At 66.4% G+C, this 25,825-nt stretch carries 25 protein-coding genes; 9 read left to right on the top strand and 16 right to left on the bottom strand.

The genetic code is table 11. The features are described 5' to 3' along the window. The first annotated feature begins 25 nt into the window (after positions 1-25). Positions 26-493, top strand: a complete 468-nt coding sequence (locus ABE522_RS13045; RefSeq protein ID WP_406846355.1) for a glutathione peroxidase — start codon at positions 26-28, stop codon at positions 491-493. 93 nt (positions 494-586) lie between these two features. On the opposite strand, the gene ABE522_RS13040 is transcribed toward ABE522_RS13045, so the two are convergent. The 4 genes from ABE522_RS13040 to sigJ all read right to left on the bottom strand — a co-directional run bounded on the left by ABE522_RS13040 (position 587) and on the right by sigJ (position 4,909). Continuing rightward, positions 587-1,366 carry a ferredoxin--NADP reductase gene (locus tag ABE522_RS13040; RefSeq protein WP_346592059.1) on the bottom strand — a complete coding sequence of 260 codons (780 nt, stop codon included), beginning with the start codon at positions 1,364-1,366 and terminating at the stop codon, positions 587-589. Positions 1,367-1,459: 93 nt separating this feature from the next. Next, positions 1,460-3,316: an ABC transporter ATP-binding protein gene (locus tag ABE522_RS13035; RefSeq protein ID WP_346592058.1), complete on the bottom strand. Its 1,857-nt coding sequence runs from the start codon at positions 3,314-3,316 to the stop codon at positions 1,460-1,462. Between the two features lie 210 nt (positions 3,317-3,526). Beyond that, the gene (locus ABE522_RS13030) at positions 3,527-3,973 is read right to left on the bottom strand and encodes a carboxymuconolactone decarboxylase family protein (protein WP_346592057.1); all 447 of its coding nucleotides are present in this window, start codon (positions 3,971-3,973) and stop codon (positions 3,527-3,529) included. A gap of 36 nt (positions 3,974-4,009) precedes the next feature. Continuing rightward, a complete protein-coding gene (sigJ, locus tag ABE522_RS13025) occupies positions 4,010-4,909 on the bottom strand; it encodes an RNA polymerase sigma factor SigJ (protein ID WP_346592056.1) in 900 nt (299 codons plus the stop codon). Between the two features lie 153 nt (positions 4,910-5,062). Here sigJ and ABE522_RS13020 point away from each other — a divergent pair, with 153 nt between their 5' ends. Further along, positions 5,063-6,580: a fumarate hydratase gene (locus ABE522_RS13020; RefSeq protein WP_346592055.1), complete on the top strand. Its 1,518-nt coding sequence runs from the start codon at positions 5,063-5,065 to the stop codon at positions 6,578-6,580. 48 nt (positions 6,581-6,628) lie between these two features. Here ABE522_RS13020 and arsC read toward each other — a convergent pair whose 3' ends face one another. The 3 genes from arsC to ABE522_RS13005 all read right to left on the bottom strand — a co-directional run bounded on the left by arsC (position 6,629) and on the right by ABE522_RS13005 (position 8,736). Then, positions 6,629-6,970 (bottom strand): arsenate reductase (glutaredoxin), encoded by a 342-nt coding sequence (arsC, locus tag ABE522_RS13015; protein WP_346592054.1) that lies wholly within the window; start codon positions 6,968-6,970, stop codon positions 6,629-6,631. Then, positions 6,970-8,124, bottom strand: coding sequence for a phospholipase A (locus ABE522_RS13010; protein WP_346592053.1), 1,155 nt, complete (start codon positions 8,122-8,124; stop codon positions 6,970-6,972). Before ABE522_RS13010 ends, arsC begins: the two co-directional genes overlap by 1 nt. A 126-nt stretch (positions 8,125-8,250) precedes the next feature. After that, positions 8,251-8,736 carry a DUF456 domain-containing protein gene (locus ABE522_RS13005; protein WP_346592052.1) on the bottom strand — a complete coding sequence of 162 codons (486 nt, stop codon included), beginning with the start codon at positions 8,734-8,736 and terminating at the stop codon, positions 8,251-8,253. A gap of 233 nt (positions 8,737-8,969) precedes the next feature. On the opposite strand from ABE522_RS13005, the gene ABE522_RS13000 reads away from it, so the two are divergent. Beyond that, positions 8,970-9,173, top strand: coding sequence for a cold-shock protein (locus tag ABE522_RS13000; RefSeq protein WP_019185917.1), 204 nt, complete (start codon positions 8,970-8,972; stop codon positions 9,171-9,173). Between the two features lie 96 nt (positions 9,174-9,269). On the opposite strand, the gene ABE522_RS12995 is transcribed toward ABE522_RS13000, so the two are convergent. Then, positions 9,270-9,761, bottom strand: coding sequence for a glycine zipper 2TM domain-containing protein (locus tag ABE522_RS12995; RefSeq protein WP_346592051.1), 492 nt, complete (start codon positions 9,759-9,761; stop codon positions 9,270-9,272). Positions 9,762-9,948: 187 nt separating this feature from the next. Here ABE522_RS12995 and ABE522_RS12990 point away from each other — a divergent pair, with 187 nt between their 5' ends. Next, positions 9,949-10,761 carry a tRNA threonylcarbamoyladenosine dehydratase gene (locus ABE522_RS12990; RefSeq protein ID WP_346592050.1) on the top strand — a complete coding sequence of 271 codons (813 nt, stop codon included), beginning with the start codon at positions 9,949-9,951 and terminating at the stop codon, positions 10,759-10,761. 16 nt (positions 10,762-10,777) lie between these two features. Here ABE522_RS12990 and ABE522_RS12985 read toward each other — a convergent pair whose 3' ends face one another. Both ABE522_RS12985 and ABE522_RS12980 read right to left on the bottom strand, forming a co-directional pair. Then, positions 10,778-11,557, bottom strand: coding sequence for a TatD family hydrolase (locus ABE522_RS12985; protein WP_346592073.1), 780 nt, complete (start codon positions 11,555-11,557; stop codon positions 10,778-10,780). After that, positions 11,554-11,766: a DUF6116 family protein gene (locus tag ABE522_RS12980; RefSeq protein ID WP_042615395.1), complete on the bottom strand. Its 213-nt coding sequence runs from the start codon at positions 11,764-11,766 to the stop codon at positions 11,554-11,556. Before ABE522_RS12980 ends, ABE522_RS12985 begins: the two co-directional genes overlap by 4 nt. Before the next feature lie 162 nt (positions 11,767-11,928). On the opposite strand from ABE522_RS12980, the gene ABE522_RS12975 reads away from it, so the two are divergent. From ABE522_RS12975 to ABE522_RS12955, 5 genes are all read left to right on the top strand, one after another. Further along, positions 11,929-12,759, top strand: coding sequence for a glycine zipper 2TM domain-containing protein (locus tag ABE522_RS12975; protein ID WP_346592049.1), 831 nt, complete (start codon positions 11,929-11,931; stop codon positions 12,757-12,759). Positions 12,760-12,839: 80 nt separating this feature from the next. Next, positions 12,840-13,385 (top strand): GNAT family N-acetyltransferase, encoded by a 546-nt coding sequence (locus ABE522_RS12970; protein WP_346592048.1) that lies wholly within the window; start codon positions 12,840-12,842, stop codon positions 13,383-13,385. Between the two features lie 159 nt (positions 13,386-13,544). Continuing rightward, on the top strand, positions 13,545-14,105 hold the full coding sequence (locus ABE522_RS12965; protein WP_346592047.1) for an NADPH-dependent FMN reductase: 561 nt from the start codon (positions 13,545-13,547) through the stop codon (positions 14,103-14,105). A 228-nt stretch (positions 14,106-14,333) separates the two neighbouring features. Continuing rightward, on the top strand, positions 14,334-15,758 hold the full coding sequence (locus ABE522_RS12960) for a replicative DNA helicase (protein WP_042615386.1): 1,425 nt from the start codon (positions 14,334-14,336) through the stop codon (positions 15,756-15,758). A gap of 192 nt (positions 15,759-15,950) precedes the next feature. Then, positions 15,951-16,166, top strand: a complete 216-nt coding sequence (locus ABE522_RS12955) for a hypothetical protein (RefSeq protein ID WP_042615385.1) — start codon at positions 15,951-15,953, stop codon at positions 16,164-16,166. A gap of 137 nt (positions 16,167-16,303) precedes the next feature. Here ABE522_RS12955 and lpdA read toward each other — a convergent pair whose 3' ends face one another. From lpdA to ABE522_RS12925, 6 genes are all read right to left on the bottom strand, one after another. Further along, on the bottom strand, positions 16,304-17,740 hold the full coding sequence (gene lpdA, locus ABE522_RS12950) for a dihydrolipoyl dehydrogenase (RefSeq protein WP_346592046.1): 1,437 nt from the start codon (positions 17,738-17,740) through the stop codon (positions 16,304-16,306). Positions 17,741-17,872: 132 nt separating this feature from the next. After that, complete coding sequence (gene sucB / locus ABE522_RS12945; protein ID WP_346592045.1) at positions 17,873-19,084, bottom strand: dihydrolipoyllysine-residue succinyltransferase; 1,212 nt, start codon at positions 19,082-19,084, stop codon at positions 17,873-17,875. Between the two features lie 41 nt (positions 19,085-19,125). After that, positions 19,126-21,957 (bottom strand): 2-oxoglutarate dehydrogenase E1 component, encoded by a 2,832-nt coding sequence (locus ABE522_RS12940; RefSeq protein WP_346592044.1) that lies wholly within the window; start codon positions 21,955-21,957, stop codon positions 19,126-19,128. A gap of 187 nt (positions 21,958-22,144) precedes the next feature. Then, positions 22,145-23,047 carry a GNAT family N-acetyltransferase gene (locus tag ABE522_RS12935; RefSeq protein ID WP_346592043.1) on the bottom strand — a complete coding sequence of 301 codons (903 nt, stop codon included), beginning with the start codon at positions 23,045-23,047 and terminating at the stop codon, positions 22,145-22,147. Between the two features lie 2 nt (positions 23,048-23,049). Next, positions 23,050-24,477, bottom strand: coding sequence for a ribosomal protein uL16 3-hydroxylase (locus tag ABE522_RS12930; protein ID WP_346592042.1), 1,428 nt, complete (start codon positions 24,475-24,477; stop codon positions 23,050-23,052). A gap of 546 nt (positions 24,478-25,023) precedes the next feature. Continuing rightward, on the bottom strand, positions 25,024-25,290 hold the full coding sequence (locus ABE522_RS12925; RefSeq protein WP_346592041.1) for a DksA/TraR family C4-type zinc finger protein: 267 nt from the start codon (positions 25,288-25,290) through the stop codon (positions 25,024-25,026). Between the last annotated feature and the right edge of the window lie 535 nt (positions 25,291-25,825).

Below are 25,825 nucleotides of genomic sequence, written 5' to 3'. Positions count from 1 at the left end.
GCTTGTTCCCTGCAGCGGCCGGCCGATGACCAGCGCCTTTGATTTCGACATGACCACGCTGGAAGGCGAGCGCGTTTCGCTGTCGTGCCATCGCGGAAAGCGGCTGCTGCTGGTGAACGTGGCCAGCCGCTGCGGCTTCACCGGGCAGTACACGGGCCTGGAACAGCTGTGGCAGGACTACCGTGAACACGGTCTGGTGGTGATCGGCTTTCCGTGCAACCAGTTCGGCGCGCAGGAGCCCGGCGATGCCGCCCAGATCCGTGCGTTCTGTTCGCTGGACTATCCGGTGAGCTTCCCGTTGTCGGCCAGGATCGAGGTCAACGGACCGGCTGCCGATCCATTGTGGCAGTGGTTGTCCACGCAGAAACGCGGCCTGTTGGGCAGCGCGCGCATCAAGTGGAATTTCACCAAATTCCTGCTCGACCGCGATGGCCAGGTGCAGTCCCGCTTCGCTCCCACCACCACCCCCGCACAGCTCCGCCGTCACCTCTGAATCTATGCTGGGATCGGTAGCGCCGAGCCATGCTCGGCGGGCTTCACCGTTCACCGCCCGCTGCGCTCGCCGAGCATGGCTCGGCGCTACCGCTTATTTCTCGACGAAAGCGCGTTCGAAGACGTAATGGCCGGGGCTGCCGATGCGCGGGGAGACCTGGAAGCCCTTGGCGTCCAGCACCGTGCGCAGGTCGGCCAGCATCTGCGGGCTGCCACAGATCATCGCGCGGTCGTTGGCCGGGTCCAGTTCCGGCAGGCCCAGGGTGCGCTGCATCTCGCCGCTTTCCAGCAACGAGGTCAGCCGGCCCTGGTTGGCGAACGGCTCGCGGGTGACCGCCGGGTAATACAGCAGCTTGTCGCCGATCATCTCGCCCAGGAACTCGTGCTCGCGCAGTCCGCGTTCGAAGTAATCGCGGTAGGCCAGGTCCTTTTCGTAACGCACGCCGTGGGTGAGGATCACCTTGTCGAAGCGCTCGTAGGTTTCCGGATCCTTGATCACCGACAGCCACGGCGCCATGCCGGTGCCGGTGCCCAGCAGGTACAGGTTCCTGCCCGGGTGCAGGTCGCTGATCAGCAGGGTGCCGGTCGGCTTTTTGCCGACCAGTACCTTGTCGCCCGGCTTGATGTGCTGCAGGCGCGAAGTCAGCGGGCCGTCCTGCACCTTGATGCTGAAGAACTCCAGGTTCTCTTCCCAGTTCGCGCTGGCGATGGAGTACGCGCGCAGCAGTGGCCGCGCCTCGGTTTCCAGGCCGATCATCACGAACTGGCCGTTCTCGAAGCGGAACCCGCTGTCACGGGTCAGGGTGAAACTGAAGTAGGCATCGGTCCAGTGGCGGACCTCAAGCACCGTCTCGGCGCCGAAAGCAGCAGACATGGGGGTAGCGTATCCAGGAAATCGTCCCGGACATTCTACCTCGAATGAGACAGGTTCTCATTGGCCGGAATGAGAGGCGTTCATGCCCACGGTTCAGCGATAACCGGCCGCCTGCAGCTCGAACAGCTCCGCATAGCGGCCGCCTTCGGCCATCAGCTGGGCATGGCTGCCACTGGCCTCGATCCGGCCATCGGCCAGCACCAGGATGCGGTCGGCCATGCGCACCGAGGAAAACCGGTGCGATATCAATACCGCGGTGCGCTGTTCGGACAGCTCCCGGAAGCGCTGGAACACCTCGTATTCGGCGCGTGCATCGAGCGCGGCGGTCGGCTCGTCCAGGATCATCACCTGGGCCTGGCGCATGTACGCGCGGGCGATGGCGATCTTCTGCCACTGGCCACCAGACAGATCCACGCCCTGCTTGAAGCGGCGGCCGATCACCTGCTGGTAGCCGCCGGGCAACGCCTCGATGACCTCTTCGGCCATGCCGCGGCGGGCGGCATCGCGGATGCGCTGCGTGTCGTCCAGCGCATCGACCTGGCCGACACCGATGTTCTCGCCGGCGGTGAGGTTGTAGCGCACGAAGTCCTGGAAGATCACCCCCATGTTGGCGCGCAGGTCGTCCAGGTCGTAGTCGCGCAGGTCGCGGCCATCGAGCAGGATCCGGCCTTCGTCGGGGTCGTACAATCGCGCCAGCAGCTTGACCAGGGTGGTCTTGCCGGCGCCGTTTTCGCCGACCAGCGCCAGCACTTCGCCGGCGTGCAGCTGGAAGTCGAGATGGCGCACGGCCCAGCTCTCTGCATCCGGATAGCGGAAGCCCACGTTGTCGAACACGAAGCCCTGGCGGATCGGTCGCGGTACCGGCACGGCATCGGGGCGGGTGTGGATTTCCGGGGTGATCTGGAAGAAGGAGAACAGATCGTCCAGGTACAGCGCCTGGCTGGCCACCTGCGAAAAACCGATCAGCAGGCCTTCCAGCAGTTGCCGCAGGCGCAGGAAACTGCCGGCCAGGAAGGTCAGGTCACCAATGCTGAAATCACCGCGCACGGTGCGCCAGGCGATGTACGCATAGGCGGTGTAGTACCCCAGCGTACCCAAGGCGGCCAGCAGCGTGCCCCAGAACGCGCGCTTGCGTGCCAGCGCACGGTTGGCGTGGAAGAAGCGGTCGGCGAGCAGCTTGTAGCGGTCGATCAGGAACCGATGGAGGTTGAAGATCTTGACCTCCTTGGCGGTTTCCACGCTGGCACCGACCTGGCGCAGGTAATCCAGCTGCCTGCGTTCGGGGGTCCACTGGAAATTGAGGCTGTAGCCAGCCGCGTTGAAATGCGATTCGCCGATGAACGCTGGCACCAGCGCCAGTGCCAGCAGCACGATCAGCCACGGCGCGTAGACCAGCAGGCCCACGGCAAGGCTGGCCACGGTGATGGCATCCTGGACCTGGCCGAACAGCTGGCTCATCAGGTTCATCCGGCCCATGGTCTGGCGCCGCGCGCGGTCCAGTTTGTCCTGCAGTTCGGGGTCCTCGAAGTCTTCCAGGTCCAGTGAGGCGGCGTGCTCCATCAGGCGCACGCTGGTGACGTTGGTGAACAGTTCGGACAGCAGTGAATCGGCGTAACTGACGATGCGCCCCAGCAGGTCCGATGCGATGGCCAGGCCGAACTCCAGCGCCAGCAGGGACAGCAGCGGGGTGAGCAGTCCGCTGGCCAGCGCCTCGCCGAACGGCGGGAAACCGGTCTCATGCTGGCTGAGCAGCACGGCCGAATCGATGATCAGCTTGCCGACGTACAACATCGCCACCGGCAGCAGGGCGCGGATGATGCGCAGGCCCAGGCTGGCGCTGGCCAGCCAGGGGTTGGTCTGCCAGACCTGGCGCAGGAAGGGAGGAAGGTTGCGCATCGCCGAAAAGCGCTGGCGCAGGCTGGGGCGGGCGGACGGGGGAGTGTCAGGCATGTGCCTAGTGTGCGCCGCCGCGGCGTGACAAGGCAGTGGTGCCGGGGCAACGGCAAGACGGCCAGCGGCCGTCGCTACCGAAGGGCAGGGTAGCGCCGAGCCACGCTCGGCGAGCGCAGCGGCAGGCGAAGCGTGACGACCAACAGTCGTCACCCACCAAAGGCAGGAGCAGACGGCCAGCGGCCGTCACTGCCTGTCCGGGCCGCAGGCTCAGGGCAGCGGCGGCAGCAGTCCGGCGCCCAGCCGGTTCCATGCGTTGATCACGGCTACCGCCATGCTCAGGTCACTGATGCCCTTGTCATCGAAGTGCGGCCGCAGCGCATCGAAGGCGGCATCGGAAGGCGCACCGTCCGGCAGCCGCGTCAACGCTTCGGCCCAGCCCAGCGCGGCCCGTTCGCGGGCATCGAAGAAGCGGCTCTCACGCCAGGCCGCCACGGTATCCAGCTTGCGCGGCTCGGTGCCGGCCTTTCGCAGTGCGGTCGAATGCATGTCCAGGCAGTAGGCGCAGCCGTTGATCTGCGAAACGCGCAGATAGACCAGCTCCTGCAGTTCGTGATCCAGCGAGCTGGCATGAACGGTCGTGCTCACTGCCAACAGCCCCTTGAAGGCATCAGCGGCGAGTCGGGTGTAGGCAACGCGGGGGGCAGCAGCATTCATCGTCAGGCTCCAGTGGCGGCCCGGATGGGCGGCCTTTCACCACAAGGACGCGCCAGCGACCGGGCCTGTGACAGCCGCCCCGAGCTTTTCCGGATTGAGCACGCTGTACAGCGCAACGATGCGCCCGTGTTCCACCACGATCGTGGTCACCGACTGCAGTCGCGGGCCATCGAAACGCAGGATCGCCGGCTCTCCGTTGACCGTTCCGAGGCGTGCGGCCAACGAGCCGCCGCGACGGGCGATCGCCCAGTAAAGGCGTCCGATCCGCTCGGCGCCGAGCAGCGGACGGATGCCGGCGGTGACTACGCCGCCGCCATCGGAAACGTGGCGGGCGTTGGCGTGCAGCAGGGCCTGGATCGCCTCGCTGTCGCCGCGCTGGGAGGCGTCCATGAAGCGGGCGAGCAGCTGCCGGTGCTGTCCTGCGTCGGCTGCGAAGCGCGGACGGCCCTCGCGCAGGCGTTTGCGCGCCCGATGCACCATCTGCCGGCAGTTGGCCTCGCTGTGGCCCAACAGTGCGGCCACCTGCGTGTAGTCGTGGTCGAAGACCTCCTTCAGCAGGAAGGCGGCGCGCTCGTCCGGTGCCAGCTGTTCCAGCAGCGCAAGGAAGGCCAGCGACACATCCTCGGCCAGGGCATGTACCTGCGCCGGGTCGGGCGCTGCAGGCAGCTCCAGGGCGATGTCCAGGGGCTCGGGCAGCCAGGGGCCGATGTAGTCGGTGCGCTGGCGCTTGAGCGCACGCAGGCGATCCAGTCCCAGCCGGGTGGTGGCGGTCACCAGCCATGCCAGGGGATCGGCGATCTCGGCATGCGCGGCGCCGGCCCAGCGCAGCCAGGCCTCCTGCACGATGTCTTCGGCATCGGCACGGCTGCCCAGCAGCCGATAGGCCAGTGCCAGCAGGCGAGGGCGATGTGAATGGAAAGCCGATTCTGCGTTCATGTGCCCAGGACGCCCCACTGCGGGTCGCTGTGACAGGTGCCGCCAGTGGAACACGGTTTCGTCGGCGGCGTCAGCGCCCCGGCGCTACAGCGGCAGGCGCGCGGGGTAAAATGGGCGGATTACCCCCGCCAGCCCCGAGCAAGCGAGCAAGCCGTGACATCGATCAAGCAGGAAGACCTCATCCAGTCCATCGCCGACGCGCTGCAGTACATCTCGTACTACCACCCGGTGGACTACATCAAGAGCCTGGCCGCGGCCTACGAGCGCGAGCAATCCCCGGCGGCTAAGGAAGCGATGGCGCAGATCCTGATCAATTCGCGGATGTGCGCCGAAGGCCACCGGCCGATCTGCCAGGACACCGGCATCGTCACCGTGTTCCTGGAAATCGGCATGAACGTGCGCTGGGACGACGCCACGATGGGCGTGGAGGACATGGCCAACGAAGGCGTGCGCCGCGCCTACAACCATCCGGAAAACAAGCTGCGCGCCTCGGTGCTGGCCGACCCGGCCGGCAAGCGCGTGAACACCAGGGACAACACCCCCGGCGTGGTCAACGTCAAGGTGGTGCCGGGTGACCACGTCGAGGTGATCGTCGCGGCCAAGGGCGGTGGTTCGGAAGCCAAGAGCAAGTTCGCCATGCTCAATCCTTCCGATTCGATCGTCGACTGGGTACTCAAGACGGTGCCGACGATGGGCGCCGGCTGGTGCCCGCCGGGCATGCTCGGCATCGGCATCGGCGGCACCGCCGAAAAGGCGATGCTGCTGGCCAAGGAATCGCTGATGGAGCCGATCGACATCAACGAACTGAAGGCCCGTGGCGCCTCCAACCGCGCCGAAGAGCTGCGCCTGGAACTGTTCGACAAGGTCAACGCACTGGGCATCGGCGCACAGGGCCTGGGCGGCCTGACCACGGTGCTGGACATCAAGGTCAAGGACTTCCCCACCCATGCCGCCAACCTGCCGGTGGCGATGATCCCGAACTGCGCGGCGACCCGCCATGCGCACTTCACCCTGGATGGCAGCGGCCCGGTGATGCTGGATCCGCCGTCGCTGGAAGACTGGCCGCAGATCACCTATGACGCGTCCAAGGGTACCCGCGTGGACCTGGACGCGATCACCCCGGCCGACGTCGCCAGCTGGAAGCCGGGCCAGACCCTGCTGCTCAACGGCAAGCTGCTGACCGGCCGCGATGCCGCGCACAAGCGCATCGTGGAAATGCTGGACAAGGGCGAGCCACTGCCGGTCGACCTCAAGGGCCGCTTCATCTACTACGTCGGCCCGGTCGATCCGGTGCGCGATGAAGTGGTGGGTCCGGCCGGCCCGACCACCGCCACGCGCATGGACAAGTTCACCCGCCAGGTGCTTGAACAGACCGGCCTGCTGGGCATGGTCGGCAAGGCCGAGCGCGGCCCGGCGGCGATCGAGGCGATCCGTGACAACAAGTCGGCCTACCTGATGGCGGTCGGCGGTTCGGCCTACCTGGTGTCCAAGGCGATCAAGGCGGCCAAGGTGGTCGGCTTCGCCGACCTGGGCATGGAAGCCATCTACGAGTTCACCGTGCAGGACATGCCGGTGACGGTGGCGGTCGACTCGACCGGCGAGTCGGTGCACCAGACCGGCCCGCGCGAATGGCAAGCGCGGATCGGCAAGATTCCAGTCGTGGTGGCCTGAAGCGGCCCGCGCGGTGGGTGACGACCGTGGATCGTCACCGCCGCGTGTCTACAGGATGTCCAGCACCCGTTCGGGCGGGCGGCACAGGCGCGTGCCCTTGCCGGTGATCACGATCGGCCGGTTGATCAGCCGTGGGTGCGCGGCCATGGCGGCGACCAGCTGCGCCTCGTCGGCGCCGGCCAGGCCCAGTTCGGCGAACAGCGGCTCGTTGCTGCGGACCAGCTCCGACGCGCGCAGGCCGGCGTCGGCAAGCACCTTGCGCAAGGTCGCCACGTCCGGCGGATTGGCCAGGTAGTCCACGATCACCGGGTCAAGCCCGGCATCACGGATCAACTTCAGCGCGTTGCGCGACTTGCTGCAGGCCGTGTTGTGCCACAGCGTCACGGACATCAGAACCACTCCAGCAACGACACGCCCACGCCGATGTAGGTGGCCTTGTGGTTGTAGTCGATCATGCTTTCGCCGTAGCCATCGAACACCTGGACGTGGCCGCGCAGCAGGTTGCTGATCGGGAAGCCGTAGTCCAGCTGCAGTGCGCCATGCGAGCGGTCGCCACTGCGCAGCGAATGCCGCCCCATCAGCGCGACCTCATGCCCGTTGCGGTTCCATACCAGGGTGGCATCGCCGCGGCCCATGTAGTCTTCGATGTCCGGGTTGTTGTCATCGCTGCGCGACTCCGGCAGGCGATACCAGGGGCGCAGCGTCAGCGCCCAGTTCTCGCGGTCCAGGCCGACACTGACGATGACCCGGTTCCAGCTGCGCGAGAAAGGATCGGATCGGCCATTTGACTGGTGGTTGATGCCGATGGCACTCATGCGGCCACGCCAGCCACCGATCGAATAGCCATTGCGGAACACCGCCATGACCTCCGGTTCGTAGTTGGTTTCGCGGAACGGGCGCGAATTGTCCGCGTTGTAAGCCTGCCAGCGCGAGCTCTGCGTGTAGCCGGCCCAGATGTCACCGTTGTCGCCGAACAGGTTCTCCACGATCTTGGTCTTGAAGCTCAGCTGGAACTTGAGTTCATTGCTGTCCAGCAGCTGCGGCGTGGTGACCGTGTTGGCGGGATTCGGCGATTGCGGGGTGAGGTTCTTGTTGCTGGTCCAGAAGGCCGGCAGCAGGTACACCGGCTTGTAGGCGCGCAGCTGGAACGGTCCCAGCTTGGAGTCCTCGGCCAGCTCCCAGCGGCTGTCCAGCAGCGAACCGCGGCCGGCATTGGCCAGCGCTGCATCGTGCGGGGCCGGACGGAACAGGTCGCCCACGCGCGAGCGAAGTTTCTCCTCGCCTTCGCTGACGCGGACTTCGCGGCGCTCTTCCTTGCGTGCCACCGCGGCGGCTTCGGCCGCGGCGTCGGCCTGCGCGGTGGTGGCCTGGGTGGGACCGAACAGCTGGTCATAGCAGGCAAGCCGGGCCGCGTCGGTAGTGATGGCGGCACAGGCACTGGGCGAAGTCGCAGGCGATGCAGTGAATTCCTGCGCGGCCAGCGGAGCACTGGACAGCGCCAGCACCAACGGGGCCAGACGGGGAAGCGGGGAGGAGAGGGTCATTGCTGCGGGCCCTTGAACGAGGCTGAATAGGAGTAAGTTGAGCGCAGTGTGGCGTGCGCTGGCGTGACCCGCCAGTGCGCGGTTATGACAGTGACGCGTGTGAGGCGGCGTGAAAGTGGAGTGAGTTCAGAGCAGCCAGGCGAACGCGAACAGCCCCAGCATCGCCACCAGCAGTGCCACCTTCAAGGCCATGCCAAGCAGGATGCCCAGCCAGGTCGCCAACCCCACCTTGGTGGAACGGCCGAGTTCCCGGGAGTGCCAGTACTCGCCGAGCAGTGCGCCCAGCAGCGGGCCCAGGAACAACCCGACCGGCATGAAGAACAGGCCGGCGATGCTGCCGGCGAAGGTACCCCACAAGGCCTTGCGGCTGGCCCCCACCCGTTGCGCCCCGACCACCGTGGCCAGGATGTCCACCACGAAGGACAGCACGGTCAACACCGCCAGTACCGCCAGCACGGGCCAGCCGACGTGGACGAATCCATCGGCCCACGCTGCCAGCAGCAGGCCGAGGAATACCAGCGGAATGCCGGGCAGCGCGGGCAGCACGATTCCGGCAATGCCGAGCGCGATGCACAGCGCGGCGATCAGGTACAAGATGAATGAGAGGTCCATGCTATGCCGTATGGGATACCAAAAGGGGTTGACACATGGATCAATCTAGCCGTTGCAATTTGATTTATGTCGGGTTAACGTGACCGCGCTGAGCTTGGCAAGGTCACCGTGGATCGTGGCCTGATGATGGTAGATCCCAGCGATCCGCTACATCGTTGTACCTCGCTTCCTCCTTGCTCGTCAGCCGCCTGTCAGGGCGTAACCAACTACAAGACAGTAAGGGAGTAGCAAAGATGGCTGAGAAGGGCACCGTCAAGTGGTTCAACGATGCGAAGGGCTTTGGTTTCATCAGCCGTGAGAGTGGCGAAGACGTGTTCGTCCATTTCCGCGCCATTGAATCGCAGGGCTTCAAGTCGCTGAAGGAAGGCCAGGCCGTCGAGTTCGAGGTCGTCACCGGCCAGAAGGGCCTGCAGGCCGACAAGGTCAAGCCGCTCTGATCGAACGCGTCGCGTTTGTTCAACAGAAGGGCCCGCGCAAGCGGGCCCTTCTGCGTGATGCCGCTGCAGCAGCCGGCGACGGGGGCGCGATGACGATCAGCGCAGCACGACGCGGCCGTTCACCACGCGCACGTAGGTGTTCTCGCGGATGCCGCCCAGGTCACGCTGGTTGACCACGATGGTGCGGCCATCGTCCATGCGCACCGAGATATCGTAGGTATCGCTGGTGACGTTCTTCTGGATCTGGTTGCCGGCCAGTGCACCGCCGACCGCGCCTGCTGCAGCCGCGATGTTCTTGTTGCCACGGCTGCCGCCGGTGTGGTCGGAGATTTCATGGCCGGCCACCGCGCCAACGATGCCGCCCAGTACGGCACCGGTGGCCGAAGGCGCTGCGCGGCCGGAGGCCACGGTGTTGATGCGGGTCACGATGCCGCAGTCCGCGCAACGGTTGGTGTTGTAGTTGCCCCCGTTGTTGCTGTAACCGCCGTTGTTGCCATAACCGCCGCCGCCGCCGTAGCCGGGGGAGGTGGCACAGCCGGCCAGGGCGAGGGTGGCAATTGCACTTGCGGCAATGAGCTTGATCTTCATGGGTGGTTCTCCTGGCCAGAAAGGGTGGTGAGGCGTCTGGCGCGCTTGGGAGGGATCGTCCTTCTTTGAACGTGAACGGCGCGCCAACCACGCCGGCTTTTCATGGCTGGCGCATGAACCGCAGTGACCCGGGGGAGGTCGCGCCGTCGATGCGCGTGGGGACGCCGACAGCCGTTAAAATGGCGCGATGAACGATCAGATCAAAGAACGCTTCGCTGGCGTGGAACGGTTGTACGGGCGCGGATCGCTGGAGACCCTGCAGTCGCGGCGGGTCGCCGTGGTCGGCATGGGCGGGGTGGGTTCGTGGGTGGTGGAGGCGCTGGCGCGGTCGGCTGTCGGCCACCTGACCCTGATCGATGCCGACGACATCTGCGTGTCCAACACCAACCGCCAGTTGCCGGCATTGGAAGGCAATTACGGGCGCAACAAGTCGGTGGCGATGGCCGAGCGCTGCCGTGCCATCAATCCGGGCATCGACGTGGAGGCGGTCGAAGCGTTCCTGACCCCGGCCAACATGGTCGAACTGCTTGACCGTGGTTTCGACCTGGTCATCGACGCCTGTGACAGCTTCCGGGTCAAGGTGGAAACCATCGCCTGGTGCCGCCGGCGCAAGCTGCCGCTGCTCACCGTCGGCGCCGCCGGTGGCCGCACTGATCCCACCCTGGTGCGGGTACGTGATGTATCGCGGACCGAACACGATGCGATGCTGGCACTGATCCGCAAGAAGCTGCGCAGCGAGTTCAACTTCCCCAAGAATGCCAAGCGTTATTTCGGCGTGCCGGCGATCTATTCGCTGGAAAACGTGCGCTATCCGCAGGCCGACGGCAGCGTCTGCGGCATCCGCCCGGAGCTGGGGCCGGATGCCGCGCTGAAGCTGGACTGCGGCGCCGGCCTCGGTGCGGCGACCCACATCACCGGCGCGTTCGCCTTTGCCGCGGTGGCCAAGGCACTGGACATGCTGCTTGCGCCGAAGAAGCCGCCGGCGGGAACGGCCGCCTGACCGGCCGGGACACAGGTCACGTGGCTGCGGTGGGCAGGCCGAACAGCCGCTGCGCGTTGGCTGTGGTCGCCTCGGCAAGCGTCGCCAGGCTGATTCCGCGCAGTCCGGCGATGTGGTTGGCAATATCGTGCAGCCGCGCCGGTTCGTTGCGCTGGCCGCGGATGCCCGCATCGGGCTGGTCGGGGGCATCGGTTTCGAGCAGCAGTTGTTCCAGGGGCATCGACTGCACCAGCCGATGCAGGCGCTGCGCACGGTCGTAAGTGACCGGCCCGCCCAGTCCCAGCAGGAAACCCGCCTTGTGCAGCTGTGCGGCCTGTTCGGGGCTGCCTGAGAAGCTGTGGACCACCCCACGCAGTCCGCCCACCCGGCGCACCGCGGCGATCACCGCATCCACCGCGCGCCGCGCATGCACGATCACCGGCAGGTCGAATTCCCGTGCCAGCTGCAGTTGTGCCGCGAAATAATGCTGCTGCAGGTCGCGGTCGAGGTCTTCGATGAAGAAATCCAGGCCGCATTCGCCGATCGCGCAGGGGCGCTCACGTTCGATCCATTGCCGGAGCTCGTCCACGTGTCCGCGCGCGTGCTCGGCCAGGAACACCGGATGCAGCCCATAGGCGGGGAACAGCCCCGGGGCCTGCTGGCACACCTCGCGCAGTTTCGGCCAGCTCGCTGCCGTGACGGCCGGTACCACCTGCGCCAGCACGCCGGCAGCGCGGGCGCGCTCGATCACCTGCGCACGATCCGGGTCGAACTCACCGGCATCCAGGTGGCAATGGCTGTCCACCAGCACGATCAGCGCAGCTCCAGCGGTGGCTTGGCCGGTTGCCGGGTCTTCCAGCTGGCCAGCAGCAGGGTGCCCATGCCGAGCAGCAGCTCGTCCACGAACAGAATCGGGTCCGGTACCACCAAGGTCACCGCGAACAGGCCGGCGGTGAGTTTGAACAGGGTGGGGAAGCGCAGTCGGCGCGCCCAGTTGAGCAGGGGCAGCAGCAGGGGATTGGCCATCGTCAGGGTCCGTGCGGTACGAGTGCAAACGCTATCATGGGCCTGGACCGGCAGTTTCCTGAATGGGAGGCCGGACATAAAGGTTCTGTCGATATTCCGTTCAGGCAGCGCGTGCTGCAATCCACATCGTGAACGTTGCGGGTGGTCCGCAAGGAGCAGGTCATGAAATCAACTACTACTACGGTCCTGGTCGCCGCCGGCGCGCTGCTGGTCGGTGGCATCGCCACCGCGGCCTTCATGAAAAGCGGTGACACTTCTCCTGGTTACGTGACCGCCGCCGACGGCACGCTGCTGCCTGATGGCAGCGCGGCCGACGACGGTGCGCGCAGCGATGCGCTGGATCTCGATGCGAAGCGCGGCCTGGAATACGCCGACGTGCTGAAGGTCGCGCCGATCACCCAGAAAGAAAAGGCCTACGCCACGGTCATCGGTACCGAGGCGGTACGCCAGACCTCCAGCACGCAGACCCCGCACGAAGTATGCGAGGACGTGGTGGTGCAGGAGCGCCTGCCCGAGCGCGACGGCAATGTCGGCGGCACGGTGGCCGGCGCGGTCATCGGTGGCCTGCTGGGCAACCAGGTCGGCGGCGGCAATGGTCGCAAGGTCGCCACTGCGGCCGGCGCGGTAGCCGGCGGCATGATCGGCAACAACGTGGACAAGCGCCACGTCGGTGGCCGCGTGGTCAACCGTACCGAGCGCCAGTGCCACACCGAAACCACGACCTCCGAGTCGAGCCAGGTGACCGGCTACAACGTCACCTACCGCAACGAAGACGGCACCACCGGCACCATGCGCATGGACAGCAAGCCGGGCAACCGGATCGCCATGGGCAACACCGACGTGGTCAAGGGTTACGACGTGACCTACCGCTACGACGGCGCCGAGAAGACCATCCGCATGAACGACAAGCCGGCCAGCGATCGCCTGCCGGTGGTCGACGGCCAGCTGGTCACCCAGACCGCCGCGGCCGATGTGGGCACTACCCGCCAGTAACATCGAACGCGCGTGAGTGCGGTACAAGGACAGGTCGGCGCGAGCCGGCCTGTTCTCTTTCATGCGTCCAGGAAACCCGGATGAGCATCTTCGATCTCCGACTTGAAACCGAGCGCTTGGTACTGCGGCCACCGCAGGCAGCCGACCTGCAGCCATACCTCGACTTCAGTGCCGACGAGGCGGTGATGTCCCACCTGGGCGGTGTGCAGCCGCGATCGGTGGCCTGGCGCAGCTTCTGCGCGCTGTCCGGCGCCTGGCACCTGTTTGGCGTGTCGATGTTCAGCGTCATCGAAAAATCCACGGGGCAGTGGGTGGGGCGGCTCGGGCCGTGGCAGCCGCTGGACTGGCCCGGTACGGAGGTGGGCTGGAGCATCCGCCGCCAGAGCTGGGGCCTGGGATACGCCCCGGAAGCGGCGACGGCGGCGATCGACTGGGCCTTCGCCAGCCTGGGGTGGGAGGAGGTCATCCACACCATCGCCCCGGACAACGTCAATTCGAAAACAGTGGCCGCCAAGCTGGGCAGCACGCTGCTGCGGATCGACGAACTGCCGCCGCCGCATGCCGGCAGATCGGTGGAAGTGTGGGGCCAGAGCCGTGCCGCGTGGCAGGCGCGGCGGAGCCGGTGAGCCGCCTGGCAAGCGCGCGTGCGCTTGCCAGACTGCGCCACGGCCTCCCGTGCGCGCTTTGCCCAGCCGTCCTGACCGGCGGGGTAGGCAACGGGCCTTCACCGGCGCCGAAGGCCGGCGGGTCTAGTCTGGCCTGCCCCCGAACGATGAGGTGATCACATGGCCGAGTACACCATTGCCGTGCTGGTTGGCAGCCTGCGCAAGGCGTCGATCAACCGTCGGCTGGCGCGCGCGCTGGAGAAACTCGCCGCGGGCAAGGCGCGCTTCGATTTCGTGGAGATCGGCGACCTGCCACTGTACGACCAGGACTTCGACGCCGATTATCCGGCGCAGGGCACACGGCTGAAACAGCAGATCCGCAGTGCGGATGCGGTGCTGTTCGTCACCCCCGAATACAACCGTTCGGTGCCGGGCGTGTTGAAGAACGCCATCGATATCGGCTCGCGCCCGTACGGCGACAGCGCCTTCGCCGGCAAGCCGGCGGCGGTTATCGGCGCGTCCATCGGAGTGATCGGCACCGCGTTGGCGCAGCAGCACCTGCGCAACATCCTGGCCTACCTGGACATGCAGGTGCTGGGCCAACCAGAGGCCTTCCTGCACTTCAAGGAAGGGCTGATCGACGAAGCGGGCAGCATCAGCAACGCCGGCACGCAGGAGTTCCTGCAGGGCTTCGTCGACCGTTTCCTGACCCTGGTGGCGGTGCACGCCACGGGCGCCTGAACTGGCTGCTGCCGCGCGGGTGACCGGCGGCGGCTATCTGCGATAATGGTGGCCTGCAGGCACCGCAAGGGTGCCTGTACCAGGTAGTGCGACGCCTCCGCGCCACGCTGGCCGGGCATTGGCGGATATCCCCCGTTTCTCCACGGCTTATCCACAGGCTTGTCCATGGCGGCAGGGTGGCCCGCATGCCTACACTGATCTCGCCACTTCTGTAGGAAATTCCGCCGCATGGCTGCTCGTTCCGGCTTCAAGTCCGACCGCAGGGAGCGTTCCGATCGCTTCGAACGCGATGAATCGCGCATTGATTCCCTGCGCGTGCCGCCGCATTCGGTCGAAGCCGAGCAGGCGGTGCTGGGCGGGCTGATGCTGGCACCGGACGCGTTCGACCGCGTCAACGACCAGTTGAACGACGTCGATTTCTACCGTCGCGACCACCAGATGATCTACCGCGCGATCCGCGAGCTGTCCGAGCGTGATCGTCCGTTCGATGCGGTGACCCTGGGCGAATGGTTCGAATCGCAGGGCAAGATGGAGCTGGTCGGCGATGGCGCGTACCTGATCGAGCTGGCCAGCACCACGCCGTCGGCGGCGAACATCGTGGCCTACGCGGAAATCGTGCGTGACAAGGCGGTGCTGCGCCAGTTGATCCAGGTCGGCACGGACATCGTCAACGACGGCTTCCAGCCTGAAGGCCGCGAGAGCAGCGAACTGCTCGCCAGCGCGGAAAAATCGGTGTTCGCCATCGCCGAACAGGGCGCGCGCGGGCGCACCGATTTCGTGGCGATGCCCGGTGCCTTGAAGGATGCTTTCGAAGAGCTGCGCAACCGTTTCGAGAACGGCGGCAACATCACCGGCCTGCCGACCGGCTACAACGATTTCGATGCGATGACCGCCGGCCTGCAGCCGACGGATCTGATCATCCTTGCGGCCCGTCCGGCGATGGGCAAGACCACGCTGGCGCTTAACATCGCCGAGTACGCGGCGATCAAGTCGAAGAAGGGCGTGGCGATCTTCTCGATGGAAATGTCGGCCTCGCAGCTGGCGATGCGCTTGATCTCCTCCAATGGCCGCATCAACGCCCAGCGGCTGCGTACCGGCCAGCTGGAAGACGAGGACTGGAGCCGGGTCACCGGCGCGATCCGCATGCTGAAGGAAACCAAGATCTTCATCGACGATACGCCGGGCGTGTCGCCGGAGATCCTGCGTTCCAAGTGCCGCCGCCTGAAGCGCGAGCACGACCTGGGCCTGATCGTGATCGACTACCTGCAGCTGATGAGCGTGCCGGGCAACAGCGAAAACCGCGCCACGGAAATCTCCGAGATCTCGCGTGGCCTGAAGGGCCTGGCCAAGGAACTGAACGTGCCGGTGATCGCGCTGTCCCAGCTCAACCGCTCGTTGGAAACGCGTACCGACAAGCGGCCGGTGATGGCCGATCTTCGCGAATCCGGCGCTATCGAGCAGGACGCGGACATGATCGTCTTCATCTACCGCGACGACTATTACAACAAGGAAAACTCGCCGGACAAGGGCCTGGCCGAGATCATCATCGGCAAGCACCGCGGTGGCCCCACCGGCTCGTGCAAGCTGAAGTTCTTCGGCGAGTACACTCGCTTCGACAACCTGTCGCACGACTCGGTGGGTTCATTCGAGTAACACCGGATCGCCCGCCGAGCATGGCTCGGAGCTACCGATGGTGGGTGACGACCGTTGGTCGCCACGCTCTCCCCCCCCCCGCAAACCCTGTTCGTCGTCCCCTCCCGGGTTTCGTCGCACACCGGTTGCGGTGCTGCAGTCCGGCAGCAAGGATGACCCCAGGGCGGCACGGTGCCGCCAGGGAGACCTGTCATGAAGACCTTGTTCGCGCTGGGCGTGTGGTGCCTGCTGTTCGTGCTGTGCTGGCCATTGGCGATCCTCGCCCTGCTGGCATGGCCGTTCGTGTGGCTGCTGAGCCTGCCGTTCCGGCTGGTCGGCGTGACCTTCTCGGCGTTGTTTGCTTTCCTCGGCGCAGTGTTGATGCTGCCGGCCCGATTGCTGGGCGGCGGGCGGGCCCAGGTGGCCTGATCGCGGAATGCGCTATTCCGGAATTTCGCCGAGCATGGCTCGGCGCTACCGTGGCGAGGCAACAAAAAACCCCGCCGGGGCAGGGTTTTTCGATGTGAAGCGTGACGGCCAGCGGCCGTCACTACCGCAGGGCGGTATCAGTTCGCCTTGTGGATCGCGCGCTTGCTCACGGCCATGGCCGCGTCGTGCACCACTTCGGACAGCGACGGATGCGCGTGGCAGATGCGTGCCAGGTCATCAGCCGAACCGCTGAACTCCATGGTCAGCACGCCTTCGTGCACCAGTTCGGACACGTTCGCGCCCACCAGGTGCATGCCCAGGATGCGATCGGTTTCGGCGTGTGCCAGGACCTTGACGAAGCCGCTCGGCTCGATCATCGCCACCGCGCGGCCGTTGGCGGCGAACGGGAAGCTGCCGGCCTTGTACGGAATGCCTTCGGCCTTCAGCTGCTGCTCGGTCTTGCCGACCCAGGCCAGCTCCGGCTCGGTGTAGATGACCCACGGAATGGTGTCGAAGTTGACGTGGCCCGGCAGGCCGGCGATCAGCTCGGCAACCGCGATGCCTTCCTCGAAGCCCTTGTGCGCCAGCATCGGGCCGCGCACGCAGTCACCGACCGCCCACACGCCGTTGACGCCGGTGTGGCAATGCGCGTCCACTTCGATCTGGCCACGCTCGTTGATCTTGACGCCGGTACCTTCGGCCAGCAGGCCCTTGGTCGCCGCGCGACGGCCGACGGCCACCAGCAGCTTGTCCACGACCAGCGACTTCTCACCTTCGCCGTCGGTATAGGTCAGCGCGACTTCGGCCTTCTTGCCCTTGCCGGTGACTTCGGCCTTGGACACCTTGGCGCCCAGCTTGATGTCCAGGCCCTGCTTCTTGAACTCCTTCAGCGCGACCTTGCCCACTTCGGCATCGGCGGCGGCCAGGAAGTCCGGCAGTGCTTCCAGGATGGTGACCTCGGCGCCGAGGCGCTTCCACACGCTGCCCAGTTCCAGGCCGATGACGCCGGCGCCGATCACGGCCAGGCGCTTGGGAACCTCGGTGAAGTCCAGGCCGCCGACGTTGTCGACGATGGTCTCGCCATCGAACCTGGCGAACGGCAGTTCGATCGAATCCGAACCGGCGGCGATGATCACGTTGGTGCCCTTCAGCTCGACGATCGAACCATCGTGCTGGGAGACCTTGACCACGTTGTCCTTCTGCAGCTCGCCGAAGCCGTAATACGCAGCCACCTTGTTCGCCTTGAACAGCATGGCGATGCCGCCGGTGAACTGCTTGACGATCTTGTCCTTGCGGCCAACCATCGCTTCGACGTCCATCTTGGCGTCCTTGAAGCTGATGCCATGGTCGCCGAAGATGTGGCCCATGTTCCAGTACTGGCGCGAGGAATCCAGCAGCGCCTTGGACGGGATGCAGCCCACGCGCAGGCAGGTGCCGCCGAGGGCGGGCTTGCCGTCCTTGCCCAGCGCGGCGTCGATGCAGGCCGTCTTCAGGCCCAGCTGCGCGGCACGGATGGCGGCGTGGTAGCCGGCCGGGCCGGCACCGATGACGACGACGTCGAATTGTTCAGCCATTTGAGAGTCCTTGATGCATTCCTCGACCCGTGCGAGCGGGCCGGTGGCGCAGGGCGCCGGGAGGCGGGCAGGGCCGTTGGCCGTGCCCCGGAACGACAGACCCCTCCCGCAGGCGGGAGGGGGCGGCGGGTCTTACAGGCCGAACAGCATGCGGCCCGGGTTTTCCAGCTGGTTCTTGATGTCCACCAGGAACTGCACCGAATCCTTGCCGTCGATGATGCGGTGGTCGTAGGACAGCGCCAGGTACATCATCGGCGCGATCACGACCTGGCCGTTTTCGGCGATCGGACGTTCCTTGATCGCGTGCATGCCCAGGATGGCGCTCTGCGGCGGGTTGATGATCGGGGTGGACAGCAGTGAACCGAAGGTGCCGCCGTTGGTCACGGTGAAGGTGCCGCCCTGCAGGTCGTCCAGGCCCAGCTTGCCGTCACGCGCCTTCTTGGCGTAGTCGGCGATGCCCTTTTCGATGTCGGCGAACGACTGGCGTTCGACGTTGCGCAGCACCGGCGTCACCAGGCCCTTGTCGGTGGACACGGCGATGGAGATGTCCGAGTAGCCGTGATAGATCACGTCGCTGCCGTCGACCGAGGCATTGACCAGCGGGAAGCGCTGCAGCGCATTGGCAGCGGCCTTGACGAAGAAGCTCATGAAGCCGAGCTTGATCCCATGGGCCTTCTGGAACTCTTCCTGCAGCTCCTTGCGCGCGGCCGACACCTTGGCGAGGTTGACCTCGTTGAAGGTGGTCAGCATCGCGGTGCTGTTCTTGGATTCCATCAGGCGGTCGGCGATGCGCTTGCGCATGCGGGTCATCGGCACGCGTTCTTCCGGACGCGCACCACCGGCCTTGCCGGCGCCGCCGTTGCGGGCGTAGTTGACGATGTCTTCCTTGGTCACCGCGCCGCGACGGCCGGTGCCGTCCACGTCGGCCGGGTTCACGCCTTCGGTGATCGCCGAGAAGCGGGCGCCCGGGGGCAGCGAATCGGCAGCCGACTTCGATGCGGCCGGGGCAGCCGCATCGGCCTTCGGTGCCTCGGTGGCCTGCGCCGGTGCGGCTTCAGCCTTCTTCTCTTCAGTGGCCGGGGCCGGCGCAGCAGCTTCAGCCACCGCGCCTTCCTCGATGATCGCCAGCACCTGGGCGCTGGTGACCGTGTCGCCTTCCTGGAACTTGATTTCCTTCAGCACGCCGTCGACGGTCGACGGGACTTCCAGAACGACCTTGTCGGTCTCCAGGTCGACCAGATTCTCGTCACGCTTGACGGCGTCGCCGACCTTCTTGTGCCAGGTGGCGATGGTGCCGTCGGAGACGGATTCGGGCAAAACCGGGACTTTGACTTCGGTGGCCATGCGGGAGCTTCCTGGGTTCGTGTTTCTGGAATAGGGGAGGGTTATTCGGCGACCGAGTCGTCGAACGGGTTGACCAGGGCATCGGCGACCAGCTTCTGCTGCTCGATGACATGGTCAGCCATGTGGCCGGCGGCCGGCGATGCCGAACGCGCACGACCCGCGTAATGGAGGCTCTGGCCATCGGCCACGCAGAACTGCAGGTGGTGGCGGATCTGGTACCACGCACCCTGGTTCTGCGGCTCTTCCTGCGTCCACACCACGTCGGTGGCCTTGCCGTACTTCTTCAGTTCGGCAGCCAGCAGCGCACGCGGGAACGGATACAGCTGCTCCACGCGGATGATCGCCACGTCGTCCTGGCCACGCTTGGTCTGGTCTTCCAGCAGGTCGTAGTAGACCTTGCCCGAACACAGCACCACGCGCTTGACCTTCTTCGCATCGGCCTTGGCATCACCGATCAGGTGCTGGAACTCGCCATTGGCCAGTTCTTCCAGCGTCGACACGGCAAGCTTGTGGCGCAGCAGCGACTTCGGCGACATCACCACCAGCGGCTTGCGGGTGGTCAGGTGCTGCTGGCGACGCAGCATGTGGAACGCCTGCGCCGGGGTGGACGGGACCACCACCAGCATGTTCTCCAGCGCGCACAGCTGCAGGAACCGCTCAAGGCGTGCCGAGCTGTGTTCCGGGCCTTGCCCTTCGTAGCCGTGCGGCAGCAGCAGGGTCAGCCCGGTCAGGCGGCCCCACTTGGCTTCACCGGCGGCGATGAACTGGTCGATGACCACCTGGGCGCCGTTGGCGAAGTCGCCGAACTGGCCTTCCCAGATGCACAGGGTGCCCGGGTCGGTGGTGGAGAAGCCGTACTCGAAGGCCATGACGGCTTCTTCGCTGAGCAGCGAATCGATGATGGTGGCCTTTTCCGGCGAATCCACCAGCTCACGCAGCGGCAGGTAGTACTGGTCGGTGTTCTGGTCGTGCAGGATCGCGTGGCGGTGGGTGAACGTGCCGCGGCCGACGTCCTGGCCCACAAGGCGCAGGCGGTGGCCTTCGTCCAGCAGGGTGGCGTAGGCGAGGTTCTCGGCGAAGCCCCAGTCGCCCGGGATCTCGCCGGCCGCCATCTTGCGGCGGTCCTCGTATACCTTGGCCACGCGCGAATGCACCTGCACGGTGTCCGGGATGGTGGTGATCTGCCTGGCCAGCGCGGTCAGCTTTTCCATGCCGACGGCGGTGCTGATCTGGTCGGACAGCTTGCCGTCCAGCAGCTTCGGCCAATCCACGAACAGCGGGCTGGTCGGCGGGGTCTTCTCCACGGTGGCCAGGTCGGTGGTGTACTCGCCGCTGTCCAGCTTCACGCGATAGCCATCCACCAGTGCCTTGCCGGCACCGGATTCGATCACGCCGGCCTGTTCAAGCTGCTCGGCGTACATCTCGCGGGTGGTCTTGTGCTTGCGGATCACCTGGTACATCAGCGGCTGGGTGATCGCCGGTTCGTCGGCCTCGTTGTGGCCCCAACGGCGGTAGCACATCAGGTCGATGACCACGTCCTTGGCGAACTTCTGCCGGAACTCGAAGGCCAGCTTGGCGGCGAACACCACCGCTTCCGGGTCGTCACCGTTCACATGGAACACCGGGGCGGCGATCATCTTGGCCACGTCGGTGCAGTAAAGCGTGGAGCGCGAATCTTCCGGGTTGGACGTGGTGAAGCCGACCTGGTTGTTGACCACGATGTGGACCGTGCCGCCGACGGCGAAACCGCGCGCCTGCGACATCTGGAACAGCTCCATCACCACGCCCTGGCCGGCGAAGGCCGCATCACCGTGGATCAGGATCGGCATCACCTGTTTGCGCGCGGTATCGCTGCGGCGCTCCTGGCGCGAGCGCACCGAACCGGCAACCACCGGATCGGCGATTTCCAGGTGCGAGGGATTGAAGGCCAGCGCCAGGTGCACTGGGCCGCCGTCGGTGCTGACGTCGGCCGAGAAGCCCATGTGGTACTTCACATCGCCTGCGGAGGCGTGGTTGTCGTGCTCGAACTTGCCTTCGAACTCGTCGAACAGCTTGCGCGGATTCTTGCCCAGCGTATTGACCAGCACGTTGAGGCGGCCGCGGTGGGCCATGCCGATCACCACGTCCTTGACCCCGTCCTTGCCGGCGTCACGGATGATGGTGTCCATCATCGGGATCAGCGAATCGCCGCCTTCCAGCGAGAAGCGCTTCTGGCCCACGTACTTGGTGTGCAGGTAACGTTCCAGGCCTTCGGCTGCGGTCAGGCGTTCCAGCGTGCGGCGCTTGGTATCGGCATCCAGCGCGTAATCGCCACCGGCGAGTTCGAGCTTCCTGTAGATCCACTGGCGCTGCTCGACTTCGGAGATGTGCATGAACTCCGCGCCGATCGATCCGGTGTAGGTCGCCTTCAGGCGCGCCAGCAGGTCGCGCAGCTTCATGCGCGGCTGGCCACCCACGCCGCCGGTGCTGAACTCGGCGTTCAGATCGGCATCGGACAGGCTGTGGAACGGCAGGCCCAGGTCCGGCGGGTTGGTCGGTTCGGCAAGGCCGAGCGGATCCAGGCGGGCACCGAGGTGGCCACGCGAACGGTAGGCGGTGATCAGGCGGCCGACATTGCGCTCGCGCTCGTCGCCGGCCCCTTCGCCGGTGCCACTCTTCAGCGCGCCCTTGGCGGCGTCGGCGATGTGCGCGATGACGCCCGAGTGCGGAATGTCACCCGCTTCACGGCCCTGGAAGCCGTCGAAGTAGGCCTTCCATTTGGGATCGACACTGTCCGGGGAGACGAGGTACTGCTCGTACAGGTCCTCGACATAGGAGGCGTTGCCGCCGGCGAGCTGCGATGACTGCGCAAACTGCTTCAGTAGATTGTCCACGATGGAGAGTGATTATTCGCTTTGTGGGGTAGGGCTCTGGAAGTACCCGGCCGACTGGATGAATAGCCATGCACGGGCGCGTTCAAACACCCAAATTGTACCCCCATCCGCCCAGGAAGGGGCGTTGCAGCGACGTGATCGGGGGCCCCGGTGTCGCTGCCAGACAGGTTGCGCGGCGCCGCCGGGCTCAGATGCCGAGCGCGCGCAGCTCGCTGCAGTCACGCGAACGGTCCCAGACGCGCTGCAATTGCTGCTCCAGCGGCTGCGAACGTGAAGGCAGTGCGATGCCGGCCTCGCCTTCGAGGCGATGTCCCATCAGACGAAAGTAGTAGTCGCCGGCGTCGTTGGCGATGCAGGCCGAGGCCAGCGCCCGGTCAACCGGATCGCTCACCTCGCGGACCTGGACCACGCTGGGCAGGCGCTGCAGCAGGGCCAGCAGCGGCGCACCTGCGGCCTGGACCGCGGCGGCATCATGCACGATGACCCGCAGCTGCTTGTCGTGCGCACGGGTGGCGAAGCGGCGCAGGGCCGCCTGCACGGGAGCGGCGTCCAACAGGCCGGGATCCAGCTGGCGGCTGTGGATCCACAGCCGTCGGCGCGCCCGGTGGATGACTGCGGTGGTCGCCGCCACAGCCGCCTGCAGCCCTTCGATGGCCGCGGCCGCGCCGAGCGTGCGGTGCATCTGCAGGTGCGCGATGCCGGCCTCTTCGAAGTGTCCGCCTTCGGGAATGAAACCCTGGCGCGCGTAGAAATCAGCTGCCGGAAGCTGGGCATGCAGGTGCACGTGCGGCAACCCGGCCGCCGCGGCGGCCCCTACCAGCGCCTCCAGCATGGCCTCGCCGACGCCCCGGCTGCGCCATGCCGCCAGCACCGCCATGCGACCGATGCGGCCATCGGGCAACAGCCGTCCGGTACCGATCGGCGCCCCGTCGGCATCGCGTGCCAGCACGTGGGTGCAGACCGGATCCAGCGCATCGCGCTCGAGCTCGGCCGGCACGCCCTGTTCGACCACGAAGACCTGCTGGCGGACGCCGTGGATGGCCATGTGATGCGCGGCGTGGTCGGCCCGCTGGACGCTGAAGGCGGCCATGTTCAGTGGCGGCGCTGGCCGGCGCCGTCCTCCGGCTCGTCCTCTTCGTCGTCCTCGTCGAAGCTGACCACCACTTCCACGCCGTCCTCATGCACGTTCACTTCGCGCACGTCATCGGAAAAATCGTCAACCTCGATGGTGTCCACGGTATCCCGCGCGACCACGATCTCCGCGTCGGCGTCCAGCACCTCTTCCACCTGGTCTTCGAAAGCGGGATCGGTCAGCTGGTAGAAGCCCAGCACCATCAGTTCCTGCAGGGCCTGCCGACCCTTGGCGGTCAGGCCGTTCCATGCGGCGAGGTCAAGCCGCTCGGCGGCGGCGATGCGCTGCGCATCCTTGACCGACACCGCCAGGTCCAGCCCGCTGCAGTACAGGCTCGCGCCACGCTTGGCACGCCGCCAGGCCAGGCGGGCCCAGGGATGGCGTTCCAGCAACAGGCCGTTGGCCAGGGCGTGGTCGACCTCGTCCAGCGACGGCGCCGGGCCGCTCGGCATCACTTCGCCGGCGGCGCGGTAGGTGGTGATGAAGCGGCCGAACCAGTCGCCCAGCGTGTCCGGGTCGTTCATGCGGATGGCATTGAGCGCGGCCACCACGCGGTTCATCGCCGCCACGTCGATCTCGTTCGGATCCTCCGGCAGCTTCAGGTCGGGGTCCTGGTAGCGGATGCCCTCATCGGCATCCGCCACCAGGGTGTCCAGGTAATCACTGATCAGTTCGGCCGATGCCGGTGCGCGCATACCGAAGGAGAAAGTCAGGCAGGCATCTTCGGCCACGCCGTTGTGCGGCACGTTCGGCGGCAGGTACAGCATGTCACCCGGCGCCAGCACCCAATCGTGGCTCGGCTTGAATTTCGTGAGCTGCTTGAGCTCGATGTCCGGGCGGAAATCCAGCGGCGGACGCTTGCCCCTGGTCGATTCACTGGCATCGATCTGCCAGCGGCGATGGCCCTGGCCCTGCAGCAGGAACACGTCGTACTGGTCCACGTGCGCACCGACCGAGCCGCCGGTGGCGGCGAAGCTGATCATCACATCGTCCATCCGCCAGCGCGGCAGGAAATCGAAGTGGGCGATGAGCGCGCGCACGTCCGGGTCCCACTTGTCCACGTCCTGCACCAGCAGGGTCCAGTCTTTTTCGGGCAGGGCGGGGAACACCGACTCCTGGAACGGGCCGGTGCGCACGCGCCAGCCGTCGCTGCTGCGGTCATGTTCGATCAGGCGCGCCAGCACGCCGTTTTCGCAGGCCAGCCCGGCAAGGTCTTCGGGCTGCACGGGGCTCTGGAAGCCCGCGAAGGCGTTGCGGATCAGCAGCGGGCGCTTCTGCCAGTAGTCGCGCAGGAAGGTCGCCGGGGCCATGCCCAGCGGCTTGGCGGGGGTGGCGTGGACTTCGATGGCGAAGGTCTTGGCGGTGGAAGGAGATTTGCGTGCGGCCATGGGGAGGTCCTTGCATCGGAAACAGGGCGCGGCCTGTGCGGCCGCTGATGGCCTATTGTCCGCGTTCGGGCGGGGTGGTGTCGAACGGGTGGGACCCCCTCGCGGGTGTCTCTGGGATCTAGAGCCGCATCTGGGGTGGGCCGGGCGTGTAGGCTGTGCGGGGCACGCGCAAGTACGTCCATGTAGCTCTTCGCGGCTCCTGCCACTCAAGGCCCCGCACAGCCTCCCCGCCCGGCCCCCTGACAGGTTCCGGGCGCCGCCACCCGCGTAATAAGAAGAAGAAAAAGCGGTAGCGCCGAAGGCAGCGGCAGGAGCCGCTGCCAACGTCGCTTGCGATGGCCCGCAGGGTGCCGGTCAGGACGACCGGCATACCCATGGTCGGCGAGCGCAGCGGGCCGTTGGCTGGAACATTCCGCCGACCATGGGTCGGCGCTACCGAAGATCCATCGCCACCATGGACCTGTCGAAGTCCCTGGGGGCAGCCCGGGTGATGAAAAAAAAGGAAAAGCGGGATGTCCGCGCGAGCTTCGGGAGGACGCCGCTGGTTCAGCGCAGCTGGCTGTCCTTGCTGCCGCGGCGGTTGTAGCCGGACTGGGCGCTTTCGTCTTCGTCGTGGGCCTGCTGGCAGGCCACGCACAGGCGGACGCCGGGCACGGCCTTGCGCCGGGCCAGCGGGATCGAGGCGTCGCATTCTTCACAGTGTTCCAGGCCGGGGCCCTGCTTGAGCTGGCTGCGGGCGCGGGCGATGGCATCGTCGACGGTGGCGTCGATCTGGTCCTGCACGGCGCCGTCCTGTGCCCATCCGGTGGCCATGGGGGCTTCCTCCACGGGGATACGGGTTTCCAGCCTAATCCGGCGGGGGTGAAATAGCTGTTGGGTTGGTCGAACGGGTGAGACCCCCTCGCGGGTGGCTTCTACAGCAGGCTATGTGCCTGGGGCCGGGTGCGTGGGCTGTCCGGGACACGCCGCAAGTACGTCCCTGTAGGCTACTGTTCGGCTCCTGCCTCACAGTGTCCCGGACAGCCCACCCACCCGGCCCCCGGACAGTTTCCGTTGGCCGCCAGCCGCGTAAAAAAAGAGAAGAAAGCGGTAGCGCCGAAGGCAGCGGCAGGAGCCGCTGCCAACGTCGCTTGCGACGGCCCGTAGGGTGGCGGTCAGGACGACCGGCATACCCATGGTCGGCGGAATCCATCAGAGACCCCATTCCCTTCCACCTTCCGCCGACCATGGGTCGGCGCTCCCGCATGTTCCATGGCCACCATGGACCTGTCGAAGGTGGGGCGGGGGGGGGGGTGGGGGGCAGAGTTTTGGAGGGGTGTGGCAAACGCAGGAAAAAACACGGCGGGGG

Source organism: Stenotrophomonas lacuserhaii, from assembly GCF_039674585.1.
GTDB lineage: Bacteria > Pseudomonadota > Gammaproteobacteria > Xanthomonadales > Xanthomonadaceae > Stenotrophomonas > Stenotrophomonas pennii_A.
This window is presented reverse-complemented; position numbering and strand designations above follow the sequence as displayed.